At 60.6% G+C, this 15,024-nt stretch carries 11 protein-coding genes and 1 pseudogene; 3 read left to right on the top strand and 9 right to left on the bottom strand.

Annotation, left to right across the window (positions count from 1 at the left end; all coding sequences use genetic code 11):
• Positions 1-72: 72 nt before the first annotated feature.
• From ACJMK0_RS09655 to ACJMK0_RS09615, 9 genes are all read right to left on the bottom strand, one after another.
• The gene (locus ACJMK0_RS09655; RefSeq protein ID WP_405237760.1) at positions 73-3,045 is read right to left on the bottom strand and encodes a penicillin acylase family protein; all 2,973 of its coding nucleotides are present in this window, start codon (positions 3,043-3,045) and stop codon (positions 73-75) included.
• Between the two features lie 253 nt (positions 3,046-3,298).
• On the bottom strand, positions 3,299-4,378 hold the full coding sequence (locus ACJMK0_RS09650) for a mannose-1-phosphate guanylyltransferase/mannose-6-phosphate isomerase (protein ID WP_405237759.1): 1,080 nt from the start codon (positions 4,376-4,378) through the stop codon (positions 3,299-3,301).
• Positions 4,375-5,310 carry a GDP-L-fucose synthase gene (gene fcl, locus ACJMK0_RS09645; RefSeq protein WP_405237757.1) on the bottom strand — a complete coding sequence of 312 codons (936 nt, stop codon included), beginning with the start codon at positions 5,308-5,310 and terminating at the stop codon, positions 4,375-4,377. Before fcl ends, ACJMK0_RS09650 begins: the two co-directional genes overlap by 4 nt.
• Positions 5,303-6,388: a GDP-mannose 4,6-dehydratase gene (gene gmd, locus ACJMK0_RS09640; protein WP_405237755.1), complete on the bottom strand. Its 1,086-nt coding sequence runs from the start codon at positions 6,386-6,388 to the stop codon at positions 5,303-5,305. The genes fcl and gmd overlap by 8 nt, the downstream gene beginning before the upstream one ends.
• Before the next feature lie 25 nt (positions 6,389-6,413).
• Positions 6,414-7,790, bottom strand: a complete 1,377-nt coding sequence (locus tag ACJMK0_RS09635) for a UDP-glucose dehydrogenase family protein (RefSeq protein ID WP_405237753.1) — start codon at positions 7,788-7,790, stop codon at positions 6,414-6,416.
• 125 nt (positions 7,791-7,915) lie between these two features.
• The gene (locus tag ACJMK0_RS09630) at positions 7,916-9,892 is read right to left on the bottom strand and encodes a polysaccharide biosynthesis protein (RefSeq protein ID WP_405237751.1); all 1,977 of its coding nucleotides are present in this window, start codon (positions 9,890-9,892) and stop codon (positions 7,916-7,918) included.
• A gap of 185 nt (positions 9,893-10,077) precedes the next feature.
• Positions 10,078-10,629: a sugar transferase gene (locus ACJMK0_RS09625; RefSeq protein WP_405237749.1), complete on the bottom strand. Its 552-nt coding sequence runs from the start codon at positions 10,627-10,629 to the stop codon at positions 10,078-10,080.
• A gap of 15 nt (positions 10,630-10,644) precedes the next feature.
• Positions 10,645-11,574 (bottom strand): NAD-dependent epimerase/dehydratase family protein, encoded by a 930-nt coding sequence (locus ACJMK0_RS09620; RefSeq protein ID WP_405237747.1) that lies wholly within the window; start codon positions 11,572-11,574, stop codon positions 10,645-10,647.
• 15 nt (positions 11,575-11,589) lie between these two features.
• The gene (locus tag ACJMK0_RS09615) at positions 11,590-12,846 is read right to left on the bottom strand and encodes a glycosyltransferase family 4 protein (RefSeq protein ID WP_405237745.1); all 1,257 of its coding nucleotides are present in this window, start codon (positions 12,844-12,846) and stop codon (positions 11,590-11,592) included.
• Positions 12,847-13,130: 284 nt separating this feature from the next.
• On the opposite strand from ACJMK0_RS09615, the pseudogene ACJMK0_RS09610 reads away from it, so the two are divergent.
• From ACJMK0_RS09610 to ACJMK0_RS09600, 3 genes and pseudogenes are all read left to right on the top strand, one after another.
• Positions 13,131-13,670 (top strand): annotated as a pseudogene (locus ACJMK0_RS09610) (hypothetical protein); the annotation flags it as partial.
• 54 nt (positions 13,671-13,724) lie between these two features.
• Positions 13,725-14,261 (top strand): glycosyltransferase, encoded by a 537-nt coding sequence (locus tag ACJMK0_RS09605; protein ID WP_405237944.1) that lies wholly within the window; start codon positions 13,725-13,727, stop codon positions 14,259-14,261.
• Positions 14,262-14,335: 74 nt separating this feature from the next.
• Positions 14,336-15,016, top strand: coding sequence for a class I SAM-dependent methyltransferase (locus ACJMK0_RS09600; protein WP_405237743.1), 681 nt, complete (start codon positions 14,336-14,338; stop codon positions 15,014-15,016).
• The last annotated feature ends 8 nt before the right edge of the window (positions 15,017-15,024 follow it).

The raw sequence follows: 15,024 nt of genomic DNA, 5'->3' as shown, positions 1-15,024 counted from the left end.
TGTAACAATGTAGGAGGGGCTTTAGCCCCGATCGTTTAACGAATCGGGGCTAAAGCCCCTCCTACATTCCTTTTAATCCCCCGCCGGTACCACCCGAATGCTCATTCCTCCTTCCACATCCTTCGTCCGCAGCACCAGCGGCAGCGTATCGTTCACCAGCCAGTAGTTCAGCAGGTTGCCGTAGAACGGGTTGTCGATGCCGAACAGGAAGCTCGGCACGCCGCTCGTGCCGCCGGCCCAGACGGATTCCGCGTTGCTGCGGAAGGCGCCCTGAGGCTCGCTGGTGTAACGGCGTACCGGACCGCTGCCGAACATGAAATCGTTCAGGCCGTCGGCGCGGGCGCTGTGGGATGACGCATCCACCACGTTGAAGCCGCCGTCCGTCGGGTAACCGGGCAGGCCCGGTACCGGCTGCGGGAAACCGCCCTGCGCCGGCAGGTCGGCCGCATCGATGAACGGATGATCCAGCACGATGCGATGCAGCTTGCCCCAGCGGTAATCCGCGAGCGTCGGCGAGTCGCCGAAGGCCGGCGCGAACTCGTCGCTCGCCAGCAGATCGAGGGCACTGCGCATCGCCGCCAGCAGCAGGTAGTCGCGCCGGTCGTCGAAGTCGCTCAGGCCGGGTACCTCGAAAAACGGGATGACACCCGTGCCACCCTGGCTGCGGATCAGATGCTGCAGCGAGGTCATCGCCTCGGTGCTGCCCGGCGTCGGCAGGCCGAGTGCGTTCAGCGGCGCGTCGACAATACTGCGCACCGCCTGGCCGCGCCAGACGCTGTAAAGAGTTGCCGCGATGCTGTGGGCGATCTCGGCCTCGCTCGGCTCCGGCAGGTCGGTCCAGCTCGCGACGACCGGATCGCCCGCGTCGTAGCCCGGCTGGATGCCGGTGGGCGTGGTGAAGTCCCAGTCGCGGAGATAGTCGACGGCGTCGGCGAGTTCGTCGTCCGCGGCAAAAGCCGCCAGTTCGGCGACTGCCGAGCCGCCGGCGTTGTCGAAGGCCGCCGTGATATAGGGCACGAACCACTTCGCATCCAGCAGCGAGACGTCCGCCTGGATGGACTTGAGGTCCGCCTGGCTCAGCTCGCCCTGGGTGGCCACATACTCGCGGATGCGGTTCGTGATGGTGCCGGCCCGGAAGCCGCCCGCATAGCCCGGGTTCAGGTAATAGATGCCCTCCCCGCCCTTGCGCAGCTGGTTCAGCGGATCGTTGTCGAGCACCGTGCCCGCCGGATCGTTGTTGGCGTTCACGAACCAGCCCGCCGGCGGGTTGATGGTATGCGGCAGCTCGTCCTGGCGCAGGATCTCGTAGGGGATCGCCTGCCCCGGCTGGGGATTCTCCACGGGCAGCCACTCGTGGGCGCCGCTGGTCCCGTCCCGGATCAGCCAGGGCGGGATGCCCGCACCCGGCGGGAAGAAGGCCGGGTTGCCGGGTGCCACCGTACCCTGATGCAGGTCGGTACGGATCGGCATCTCGGCGCTCGCGAAATAGGCGACGTTGCCCGCGTTGTCGCCGTAGACCCAGTTCTGGGAGCCGAAATCGAAATACTGCAGGCCTTCCTTGAAGTCATTCAGGTTGCGGGCCTCGTTCCAGAGACGGAACGTGTCGAGTTCGCGGGTGGCACTGAAGCCGGTGTACTGCACGCTGAGCGCGGGTATCGTCGCGCCGGGAGCCGGGTCCGCCAGCGTCGTGATAATCGGACCCTGATTGCGCCGCGGCACGATGATGGTGGCCGCCGGCACGCCCGTCGCCTCTACGAGCCCGCCGCTTCCGTCGCTGTAGAAGAACGTCTCCGGAATCAGCTCGACGGGCTCGGGCTGACCCTGGAAGATCGTGGCCACCGGCGTGCCGGTCTCGTCGAAAGCGAGCAACTCGAAGAACGTGTCCGTCACGTCCATGGGATTAGTGGTCGCGCCCCAGTGGATGTGCTTGTTGTGGCCCAGCACCACGAACGCCACGCCGGGGAAAGTGCTGCCGAACACGTTCAGCCCCGGCGCCTCCAGGCCCATGGGGTAGAAGGTGGACGGCGTATTCAGCGCCAGATGCGGATCGTTGGCGATGATCGGGCGGCCGTTCGCACCGAGGGCGCGCGTGATGCCCCACTCGTTGGAGCCGATCTCGCCGTCCGCATCCAGCACGTTCTGTATGTAGGGCGAGCGGCGCAGCTTGGCGGACGCCTTGCCGGCCAGCGCCGAGAGCGCGGCGGAAGCGCTACCCCTGCCCCGGGCGGCGGCGGACGCCTCAGCCGGACCGCCGGCCTCGTCCCGTCCCCTTGCCTTGCCCTTGCCCTTGCCCTTGCCATTGCCGACAGTCTCCACCGTCGCATCCGGGCAGGCGAACGGGTTCGGCACCATCGGCGGCGCCGGCTCGAACGGATACTCGCCCGTCGCGTCCGGCACCGTGGAGGCGCAGTCGAAGGGCTGCGAGCGGAACACGTCCTGGGAGAAGACCAGCGCGCCGATCGGGCCCAGCGTTCCGACGTAGGCCTCGAGACTCTGCGTGAGGCCGGTATCCACGTCGAACGACAGACCGAAGGCGATCAGCTTCGCGATAACAATACTGTCGACGACGTTCCACGGACGGAAGTCCTCCCGCTCCGTGAAGCCGAGGAAGGCGTACTCCGGCGGCAGCCCGTTCGGGTTCAGCATCACCCAGTCGTTGACGCCGCGGGCGTAGGCCTCGAGAGCCTCGATGGTCTCGCGGCTGAGCACGTCCACGGAGCGCTCGGCCGCACGGCGCAGCCCGATGGTGCGCAGTTCCACGTCGCCGGGGATCGACGACGGACCGAACAGCTCCGCCAGCGTGCCGCTCGGCTGACGCCGACTGAGGTCCATCTGGAACAGCCGGTCCTCGGCGTGAACCCAGCCCTGCAGGTAATAGAGATCCGCCCGGTTGCGGGCGCGGATGTGGGCGATGCCCTGCTCGTCGCGGACGATCTCCGCCGGCTGCGAGAGCCCGGGCAGTTCCACCGTCTCGGCGGACACCGGGAATGCCAGCAAGAGTGAAAACAGAACCGTCGCGATCGAAGCCCCGATTCGATTAAACATAACGTGTTCTCCTGGTCTGATGCGAGACGCAACGACCAGGCAGGTCTGGGGATCGCTCCGGGAAGGGAAATGCTTATCGGCCGTCAGAGACGCGAGATTCCCCCTCCCGTCTGCTCTGCGTGGCCGCTTTTATTATGTGGGTTAAAGAGTCGCAGACGGATGGGACGGCGTCAATCGAATTGTGGGAGGGGCTTTAGCCCCGATTGGGTAATGGATCGGGGCTAAAGCCCCTCCTACCAGGCCCTCCTACAACCTAGAGTTCCGAGCGGCGCTGTTCCTTCAGCCACTCCACAATCTTCTTCACGTCCTGGGCGCGGTCCTTCGGCAGCACCATCACCGCGTCTTCGGTCTCCACCACCACGAAGCCGGTGAGTCCAACGGCGGCCACCAGTCGGCTGCCGGCACTCACGTACGTGTCGCGGCAGTTATCGGCGATCACGTCGCCGAACAGCGAATTACCGTCCCCGTCCTTGTCGGCCACGTCGTGCAGCGCCGACCAGCTGCCGACGTCGCTCCAGCCGGCATCCAGTGGCACCATCATCGCCCGGTTCGTCTTCTCCATCAGCGCGTAGTCGATGGAATCCGACGGGCAGGCGCCGAAGGCCTCGGCGTCCAGACGGACGAAGTCGCCCTCCTCCCGCCCCTCCACCGCGCGGCGGCAGGCGGCGAGGATCTCCGGCGCGTGCGTCTCCAGCTCCGCCAGCAGCTCGCGCACCGGAAAGAAGAACATGCCGCTGTTCCAGAAGTGTTCACCGCCGGCGACATAGCGCTCGGCGGTCGCGGCGTCCGGCTTTTCTTCGAAGGACGCCACCGGCACGGCGCCCGCGCCCTCCGGCTTCGCCTGGATGTAGCCGTAACCCGTGTTGGGATGATCCGGCACCACGCCGAAGGTCAGCAGATTGCCCGCCTCCGCCGAAGGCAGCGCCGTGCGCACCGCGGCGACGAAGGCGTCTGCATCCCGGATCATGTGGTCCGCCGGCAGGATCAGCAGGAGCGGATTCTCGACGGGGTGGGCGGCCTCGGCCAGGAGCGCGGCCACTGCGGCCGCCGGTGCGGTGTTCCTGCCCGCCGGCTCCAGGATGATGGAAGCGCTGGATGCAGCTTCCGGCCCCAGTACCTCCAGAAGCTGTTCGCCGACCGCAAATCGATGCTGCTCGTTGCAGACCACGATGGGCGGGGCACAGTCGCCGGCCAGACCCTCCAGGCGACGCAGGGTCTCCTGAAGCAGCGAACGCTCGCCGGTCAGGCGCAGCAGCTGTTTCGGGTTCCCCGCCCGGGACGCCGGCCAGAGCCGGGTGCCGGAACCGCCGCAGAGGATGACGGGGATGATCACCCGGCATCTCCTTGCTGTCGGTACCAGTCGTAGGTAGCCGCTATTCCGTCACGCAGCGACCACTTCGCCTTCCAACCGAGGCCATTCAGCCTCGAGACATCCAAGAGTTTCCGTGGCGTGCCATCCGGCTTCGAGGTGTCGTACTCGAGCGACCCCTCGAAACCAACTACCTCCGCCACGAGCTCGGCGAGGTCACCGATCCGGATATCCTCCCCGACACCGATATTCAGCATCTCCGCGTCACTGTAGTTCTCGGCAAGGAACACCACCGCGTTGGCGAGGTCGTCCACGTAGAGAAACTCCCGACGCGGATTCCCCGTCCCCCAGATCGGCACCGTGGCATCGCCCCGCTGCTTCGCTTCGTGAAACTTGCGGATCAGCGCCGGCAGCACATGCGACGTCTGCAGATCGAAATTATCACCTGGACCGTACAGATTGGTTGGCATCAGGGAAATGGCGTCAAAACCATACTGCTTGCGATACGCCTGACACATCTTGATGCCCGCGATCTTAGCCACTGCGTACCACTCGTTAGTCGGTTCGAGCGGGCCGGTCAGAAGCGTGTCCTCGCTCAGCGGCTGCGGCGCCATCTTCGGATAAATACAGGACGAACCGAGGAAAACAAACTTCCCGACGCCTGCCTCGTAGGAGTACTGGATGAGGTTCGTCTGTATCCGCAGGTTGTCCCGGATGAAGTCGGCGGGATAACTATCGTTGGCCAGAATTCCGCCGACTTTGGCTGCTGCGTCGATGACGACGGCCGGGCGCTCGGCCTGCAGGAAGTCCCGTACAGCCGCGCCGTCCGTCAGGTCGACCTCGCTGCGCGTCTTCAGAACCAGATTCTCGTAACCCTGCCGCTCGAGTTCCCGGACCACTGCCGACCCCACCAGTCCTCGGTGACCGGCCACGAAGATGCGGTCACCCTTATTCATGGTAATTGAAGGCGCGATACCCCTCACGCTGAATCAGCGCGTCCCGACCGGCAATCTCGAGGTCCGACTGAACCATCTCGGTGACCAGTTCCCTGAAACTGATCTTCGGCGTCCAGCCGAGTTTCTCTTTGGCCTTCGTCGGATCGCCGAGCAGCGTTTCGACTTCCGTGGGGCGGAAATAGCGAGGATCTATCCGTACGATCACGTTGCCCTCGCCATCCAGTCCCTGTTCGTCAACACCCTCACCTTGCCAGCTGACATCGATGCCCAGCTCCGCAGCGGCTATCTCCACGAATTCTCGTACAGAATGCTGCTCGCCTGTCGCGATCACGAAGTCCTCCGGCTGATCCTGCTGCAGCATCAGCCATTGCATCTCTATGTAATCACGAGCGTGACCCCAGTCCCGCAGTGCATCGAGATTGCCGAGATACAGGCAGTCCTGAAGACCGGTCTTGATGCGAGCCAGCGCCCGCGTGATCTTCCGGGTGACAAAGGTCTCGCCACGGATCGGCGACTCGTGATTGAAGAGAATGCCGTTGCACGCATAGAGTCCATAGGCCTCCCGGTAATTCACCGTGATCCAGTAGGCGTAGAGCTTCGCCACGGCATAGGGCGAACGAGGATAGAACGGTGTCGTCTCGCTTTGGGGAATCTCCTGCACGAGACCGTACAGCTCCGACGTGGAGGCCTGGTAGAACCGGGTCTTCTCCTCCATACCCAATATGCGAATCGCCTCGAGGATACGCAGACAGCCCACGGCATCTGCATTCGCCGTGTACTCCGGCGTCTCGAAAGATACCGCCACATGGCTCTGGGCAGCCAGGTTGTAGATCTCGTCGGGCTGCACCTGCTGGATGATCCGGATCAGATTCGTCGAATCCGTCAGATCGCCGTAATGCAGGATAAGCTGGGGATTGGGTTCGTGGGGGTCCTGGTAGAGGTGGTCGATCCGGTCGGTGTTGAATGACGAGGCCCGGCGCTTCACGCCATGGACCTCATAACCCTTCTTCAGCAAAAACTCCGCCAGATAGGCGCCATCCTGGCCGGTGACGCCGGTAATCAGTGCCGTCTTGCCCATATCGCTCTTCTGCTTTGGTTGTGTGTCAGTCGTCCTTCCGCCGCTTCGGCGTCGCTACGCGTGCCTCCCGCCCCGGGATGTGCCCGCGGCCGATGGCGTAATAGGTGAAGCCCATGTGCTCCATCAGGTGCGGCTCGTACAGGTTGCGCCCGTCGAAAATTACTGGCTGCGCAAGCTTGTCCTTGATGAGATCGTAATCCGGACTGCGGAACTCCTGCCACTCTGTCACGATTGCCATCGCGTCCGCGCCTTCCAACGTCTCCAGGGACGACTCGCAGAAGACCAGGTCGTCGCGCTTGCCGTAGATGCGTTCCGCCTCTTCCATCGCCACGGGGTCGTAGGCACGCACTTTCGCACCGGCGTCCCACAGCGCCTCCATCAGCACCCGGCTGGGTGCCTCCCGCATGTCGTCGGTCTTGGGTTTGAAAGCCAGCCCCCAGAGCGCGAAGGTCTTGCCGGCAAGGTTGCCCTCGTAGTGCTCGCGGATCTTCTCGAACAGCCGTCGCTTCTGACGGTTGTTCACGGACTCCACCGCGTTCAGCAGTTCGGCATCGTAGCCCACGGCCGTCGCCGATCGGGCCAGCGCCTGCACGTCCTTCGGGAAGCACGAACCGCCGTAGCCGATGCCGGGATAGATGAACTGATAGCCAATGCGCGGGTCAGAGCCGATACCGATACGCACCTGTTCTATATCCGCATCGAATCGCTCGGCCAAATTGGCCAGCTCGTTCATGAAGCTGATCTTCGTGGCCAGGATCGCGTTGGCCGCGTATTTGGTCAGCTCCGCCGAGCGCACGTCCATGGCGATTAATCGGTCGTGCTGGCGGGTAAAGGGCTCGTACAGCACCCTCAGGAGTTCGGTCGTGCGCGGATTGTCGGCGCCGACCACGATACGGTCCGGCTTCATGAAATCCGTAACGGCCGCACCCTCTTTCAGGAATTCCGGGTTGGAGACCACGTCGAACTCCAGCGGCAGACCCCGCTTGGCCAGCACCTTGGCGACGCGCTCGCGGACCTTGTCCGCCGTGCCCACCGGCACCGTGGACTTGTCCACAATGATGCGGTACTCCTTCATGTGCTCGCCGATACTCTCGGCGACGGCAAGCACGTGCTTCAGGTCTGCTGAGCCGTCTTCGTCCGGCGGCGTGCCCACCGCGATGAACTGGAAGGTACCGTGGTCCACGCCCTTTTCGATGTCGGTGGTGAACTCGAGACGGCCCGCCTCGACGTTTCGCTCGACCAGCGGCTCCAGCCCGGGTTCGTAGATGGGAATCTCGCCCTTGTTAAGGCGCTTGATCTTGTCCTCGTCGATGTCCACGCAGACCACGTGGTTGCCCATCTCTGCCATACAGGCGCCCGTGACCAGGCCCACATAGCCGGAGCCGAAGATAGTAAGTCTCATTTCGCCAACCTTATGGTGTCAGATGCCGCGGACGGCATGAATGATGCTGAGCGCCGCAATTATAGCGATTGCACGAGCACGGTAAGTGACAGATTCGGCAGATTTCGGCGTGACACGCGCCGATATCAGCTGCTACGGCGGGCCGCTATGTCGGTGACGCTGGCGCTCTTCTTGCCGGAGGCCAACACCTTGCGCCGCCGCCAGACGAGGTCGTCAATCTCGTTCGTCGGCTGATATTCGGTCACCGCCTCCAGCAACAGTGAGCGGGCGGTCTCGCAATCGCCCAGCTGGCAGGCGTCCCACAGCGTCTTTATGCGGGGCTCCAGGTCGTCCCAGGACAGATAAGCCTCCGCCGCCCGCATGATGCGCTGATGATCCGTACCGACGACATCGTTGCCGATGAGGAGCTCCTCGTAGAGCTTCTCCGCCGGCCGCAGACCCGTGTAGTGGATCTCGATGTCGCCGTCCGGATCGTTGTCGTCGCGGACGGTCAGGCCCATGAGATGGATCATCCGGTAAGCCAGATCCCGGATCAGCACCGGCTTGCCCATATCCAGCACGAACACGTCGCCGCCTTCGCCCATGGAGCCCGCCTGGATCACCAGCTGCGCGGCCTCGGGGATCGTCATGAAATACCGGATGATGTCCGGGTGGGTGACCGTCACGGGACCGCCCTGTCGGATCTGCTCCCGGAACAGCGGTACTACCGAGCCCGAAGAGGCCAGCACGTTGCCGAAGCGGACCATGCAGAATTTGGTCGACTCGGAGCGCTCTTGCAGCGCCTGCAGCACTAGCTCAGCGAAGCGCTTCGTCGCACCCATGGTGTTGGTGGGATTCACCGCCTTGTCCGTGGAGATCAGTACGAAAGTCTCTACCTTCGCCTCCAGCGCCGCCTCGGCCGTATGCAGCGTTCCGAACACGTTGTTGTGTACGCCTTCCAGCACGTTGTGCTCCACGATGGGCACGTGCTTGTAGGCCGCCGCATGGTAGACGGTGTGCACGCCATACGAGGCCATCACGCTCCGCACCCGCGGCTTGTGATGGGCGGAGCCGAGCAGCGGAATCAGCTCGAATTCGAGCGACTCCGTTTCCTTCAAAGCGCGCAGTTGCTTCTCGATGTTGTAGAGTGCAATCTCGGAAATCTCGAGAAGAATCAGCCGACTGGGGCCGAGTTGGGCAATCTGCCGGCAGAGCTCCGAGCCGATGGAGCCGCCGGCGCCTGTCACCATCACGGCCTTTCCACGGATACATGCGTCCAGCAGCTCCGGCACAGGGGGCACCGGGTCACGGCCCAGGAGATCCTCGACGTCGACGTCCTGGATGGAGTCTACCTTCGCGCGGCCTGTCACCAGATCACTGATGTCCGGAATGGTCTGCACGTGGACGGCAAGGGATTCCAGCTTGAGGAGAATATCCCGACGGCGGCGACGGGAAGCGCTCGGGAGTGCGAGGAGCAGGCGGGATACATCGAGCTCATCGACCAAGGTCGGCACTGAACGCGGCGGATGCACCTCGAGGCCGTTCAGCACACTACCCCACAGCTTGTCATTGTCGTCGACGAAACAGACGGGTAAGTAGTCCTGCCCGCTGGCCAGCGACTGCGCCAGACGCACACCGGCCTCGCCGGCGCCATAGATGATTACCCGATCAGCGCGCTGGCGTGAGCCGCGCAGCACAAGCCGGGCCATCAGACGGCTGCCCGAAATCCAGATGAGGATCCCGGCCCAGATGACCACAATGGTCCGGATGGGGAGCTGGACCGTAGGGAGCAAGACGCTGAGTAATGTGAGCAATACCGCGGACAGGGTCGCCACGCGGAACGCGTTGACGAAGAGGTCCAGGCCCATGAATCGGACCACCGAGCGGTGGAGTCCCATGCCCCACATGACGGGGACCGTAGCCATCAACACCACGCCCGCCACGGTCGTGCCGAGTCCAACAGAAGGCCACCCTGGCGCGACCGTCACGGCGAGCGCAATCAGTGAAATGAGGGGTATGGCGACGGCATCCGCCGCCAACATGACCGTCTGCTTGGCAGGCCGAGATAACTGGACAATGGATGCCCGAATGCGTCCCAGCGATTTCCGTTCCTGTGGGCTCACGTGCTCCCCGTTGTAACGTCAGCGAAAACAGTCCTTATTGAGGCAATTCATAGCCTTGCCGACGATATTTGACATAGTATAAACAAATGATGCGAAAAAGTGTGCTCGAATTCCAATTTTGGCCCACGAGTTCGATTGCCCGGCGGCGCTGACCGGGAATGATCGGGGAGCCGTTCGAGCCACCGTCACGTCCGCACTCGGTCACCAGAGCCCTTGCCCAAGACAGTCGCCAAGATATAGCGAAGATAGCTGGAAACCGACAGTGACTCGAGCATCTGCGCATCAGTTTCGGCGAGCCGGACGGGCGTTGACATATCGATGCCCCTGATCTGAGACAATCCGGTGATTCCCGGCCGCACGTCGAATACCCCGCGATTGACCCGCTCCAAAATAAGCTCCTCCTGAGCCAACAAACACGGACGCGGACCGACTAGACTCATATCTCCCTTCAAGACGTTCCACAGTTGCGGCAACTCATCGAGTTTCGACCGACGGAGAACTCGTCCCAACGGTGTAACCGCGTCGGTATCCGCGAGGTGCGTACCGACCTCCCTGGTTTCAGGTTTCATCGTACGGAACTTTATCAGCGTGAAGGGCTTTTGGTCTTGACCGACTCGACGCTGCCGGAAGAACGGCATGCCGGTATCAAGCAAACCCGCAAGTATCAGGACTATTAGCAGCGGGGAGGCGACAATTAGACCAAGTGCGGAGAGCAAAATATCCAGGAATCGGATCATCTCGGTTCCACTACGTCAGTTGCTCTGGCTTGCGAAAGCTCGACGCAGGCTTTCACCAATGCTCATAGATGGACTCCATCCCAATCTCTCCCTCGTATGCGAAATATCTACTTGGAGAGACCCAAGCAACCGCTGCAGCTCCGGCGAGCGTCCGATGGCTTTTCCTGCGATCTCTAATAGGCGGGGCGGACATGGGAACAAATGCGCGGACCGACCCATCGCTGCCGCGATCTTTCGCACGAACTCAGGGGTTGATAGGTCGCGCCCATCGGACACAAGAAACGAGTGACCGGCCGCATTCGGGTGTTTCATGCAGAGCACCAAGAACTCTACAAGGTTGTCTATCCCTATAACCGCCCGACGATTATCGACACTCGCAAGCGGTAATGGTAGCCCGGACGCTACCAGCTTAACTAGTCGGGAGAAGTTACCAGGGGCTCCAGGTCCATAAACCAACGGAGGCCTCACGATCACGACCTCAAGCCCGGTCCGAACTGCGACATCCTGAAGAACGACTTCAGCATCTTTCTTTGATACCGAATAGGGATCGAGAGGGTTCGGTAACGAATTTTCATCCAGCGAACCGCCTCCTTCCGTGCGGCTTCCAAGTACCCCTATCGAGCTAAGAAAAACAAACCTCTTAACCCCTTTTGCCACCGCCTCCTCTGCCAACCATCGAGTGGCGTTGACGTTTATCCGTACCAGGTCTGCTTGCCCGTCACCAGACGCTTTACCATGTGCCAAACCTGCCGCATGCACGATGCAATCAACACCTTCCAGGACCGCATCCAAGCTCGGCCGGGCGCCGAGATCCTCAATTACCACACTACCGGGAGCATCACACGCCCTGCGTACCAGGCGTCGGACCGAAATCCCCGACGAATCCAGGTTCGCACACAGGTGCTGACCGATAAATCCGGAAGCGCCGGTTACGATGACAGACATTGATTACTGTGCCCGTCAGACCTTACGCGAACGCGATTCAGCCGTCGCGGCCTCGCAGATCACGTCATAGTATTGCGAAAGACCAAGTTCTTTCGAAAGGTGCGCATTATAATATCGCCGAGCATTACTGCCGAGCGTATGCAGCGCGTCGGGATTGTCCCCAATTGACGCGAAGAACCTTGCTATTCCGTCCGTGTCATCGTTGGAATAGACCACCCCCCCGCCAGAAACCTCAATCAGGTGCGAGACATCGGACGGTGGCCCGATATAAACGGTTGGGACGCCACGGGCCATATAGCCAAGAAGCTTACTCGGAACCACCAATCCTTCGAAACCGGGATTAAGTGTAACCAACGCGACACTCGCGACCCCGATAGACTCTGGCAACTGATCTATGGGCACCAGACCTCGAAATTGGACTCGATCTTCAAGGCCTCTCTGACTGACCAAAGACTTGGCTTCCTGGAGACGCGTACCGCTGCCAATAAACAATAGCCGCAATGCCGAAGCACTGACCAACGCTTTCTCGAACGCTAGAATCGGGGCCGAAATGTCATGAGATATGCCGATATTTCCAGAGTACAGAATAACGGGAAAGTCTGTTAATCCCCACTTCGCCGCCAGCGTATTCGCCGGCCCTCGAACAATATCGACATCTCCGGTTGCCCAATTGGAGATGATTTCCACTTTGTCCGATGCCACACCCTTCTCTAGCAATCTCTCCTTCATGGACGGCCCCAGCGCAATCACCTTGGTCGCGCGCCCGTATGCCCAGCCCATGAGCTTCGAAACGAATCTTCCGAAGAGAGAGTCCATACGGGCCATTCCATGGGCGAACATAACCTCCGGATAGAGGTCCATCGCGATGAGTACGAAATCTCTACGGTGGATTAGTGCGACCGCTGCTACGATGGCAGGCATTAACGGAGGATTGGTCTGACTGACATACACAGTCGGTGGACTGCGAAACAAGAGCATTGGCAAGGATGCCAGATAGAACCACAATTGCCGGAGCAATTTGTAACGATGGATTCCCGCGCTTCGAATAAGTCGTGGAACGCGGACAATCTTGACCCCATACTCTTCGGGATTTTCCGACGCCTGATCTTTCACGAAAGCATATTGATCTGAACCGCAAAGGGCTCGGACATGAATACCTCGCGATGCCAAGTGGATCGCTATGCTCCGCGGAATCTCAGCGCCAGACCAGCCTTCCGGGTAGAAAAACTGCTCAATCAGCATGACCTGAAAAGATATCCCGTCACTGTCCATACAATGTCAGTCCGCCATCAGTTGTTAATAGAAAGCACGTAGCAATCGTCGAATTGCCAACCTGTTTCAGTCGGATAGCTGCCGACACCGAGTGAGTGCGGTAGCAATGTGTCAGCCAGACACCAACCGCCGGCGCCGCGATACTCCACCCACGAAGTTTCTACTCGGCTAATATCGCATGACAATTCTACGATAAATGGCAGACAATTTTCCGCCGCACCACAGCCTGATATGCTCGCCTCCGGGGGAGAACACCTAACACCTCAGCGGACACCGTTGCCCTTATGAACAATGATGCCCCGATCGTCCTAAACGCCATCAACGCCAAAAGCGCCGGCACATACAACATTACGCGCTTGATGATCGACCAGCTGGGGCGTTCACCGTCTAAGCAAGTCTACGTCTTCCTCGTACCCAAACTTCCCGGCCTCGATTTTGGTCACAGCAACGATCGAGTCAGGGTGATGTACATCGAGGCCCCACCAGGACTCCAGCGCCTACACAGGGTACTGTTTGAGCTATTCACGCTCCCGAGGCTAATCCGACGACTAAAACCGCGCCATCTTATCGTTCTTGGAAACTATTCGGTGCGACGATTTCGATGCCCAAAAACCGTATTAGTGCGCCATCCGTATCTCTTGGAGATGACGCGTCGAGATGCGGAGCAGCTCCCAATACGGCGGCGGCTGCAGGAAGCAGCACGTCGCTTCCTTTTCCTGCTTACGACTCGATGTACTAAACACTGGGTGGTGCAAAGCGGGCAGATGAAACGAATTCTATGCACTCGATGGGCAATCTCTCAATCCTCCGTCGTCGTAGCACCTAACCCAATTGACCAATTTCTCGTAGGCGGCCGGTCCGTACATGCAAGTCGCCCCTTGCAACGCAAAATCCTAATCTATCCAAGCCGGTGGTATGAACACAAGAACCACCATCTCCTGATTGAGTTCGCGAAGAATTCAAGAGAGTTTCTTGCAAGCCACAGCCTGCAATTTGTAACCACAATTGCGGAAAGCACGTCAACAAGACGTCTGCTACAACGCGCAGGCGACTCAAAGCTCGGCGAAGTATTCGTCAATATTGGAGAAGTCACCAGAGTTGAGCTTTTCAGGTGGTACGCCGAAAGTTACGCGATAGTGTTCCCCTCAGAAAGCGAGACATTCGGAAACGGACTTCTGGAAGGCGCCTGCTTTTCCCTTCCCATTTTGGTCGCCGACCGACCATACGGCCGTGCTTTTGGGCAAGAAAATGTTATAACTTTTGAACCACGAGATTTCTCGTCATGGAGGGCGGCGATTTCTCATTTGATTGAAAATTATGCCGTCTACGCCGAGCGTTCCGGGCGAATCGCTAAAGAGAATGCAATCGACTCACAGACGTGGATCAACAGAGTGCTCGATGAGAATGCGATTTAGCCTTACATGGAGGAACTAGTTTGCTCATACTAAACTTGGGGTGCGGCGCTCGCACAAGTGATCATTTCTCGGTCGTGAATATCGACTGGTCTCCTCTTTTGAGGTTGAGGCAGCATCGCTGGGCTACCTCGCTCGCCTCCTCCTTTCTTGGGCCAGATCGACTTCGCAGGCTGCGGTCGCTCCCGGACAACATAGTCGTACATGATCTGCGGAGTGGGATACCGTATCGTGACGAGACCGTGGATGCCGTTTATCACTCCCATATGCTCGAACACCTCGACCGCGAAGACGCCGAAGCCTTTCTGCGAGAGGTCCACAGAGTGCTGAAGGCCGGTGGCATTCACAGAATCGTGGTCCCCGATATGGAAAGCCTCGCCCGCGAGTATCTAGGCAGCCTCGAAGAGTGTCGGCGAGCCGTTGACCCGGAATTGAATCGCTCGCACGACACCAAGCTTGGTGCTTTGATCGAGCAGAGTGTGCGCCGCACTGCTGCCGGAACGAGCGGACAATCCGCACCACGAAGACTACTGGAAACCGCAGTGTTTGGAGACGCCCGAAGGCGTGGCGAGACACATCAGTGGATGTACGACGAAATCACCTTGCGGCAGAAGCTAGCCGATGCCGGTTACCGGAATCCACGTCGAGTCACTCATCGCGAGAGCGAAATTCCGGAATGGTCTGCAATTGGTCTGGATACGCTGGGCTCTGGTGAGCCTTATAAGCCCGGCTCTCTTTACATAGAAGCGACCAAATGAGTACGCGA

It is taken from the genome of Lentisalinibacter orientalis (assembly GCF_040706535.1).
Lineage (GTDB): Bacteria > Pseudomonadota > Gammaproteobacteria > Steroidobacterales > Woeseiaceae > Lentisalinibacter > Lentisalinibacter orientalis.
This window is presented reverse-complemented; position numbering and strand designations above follow the sequence as displayed.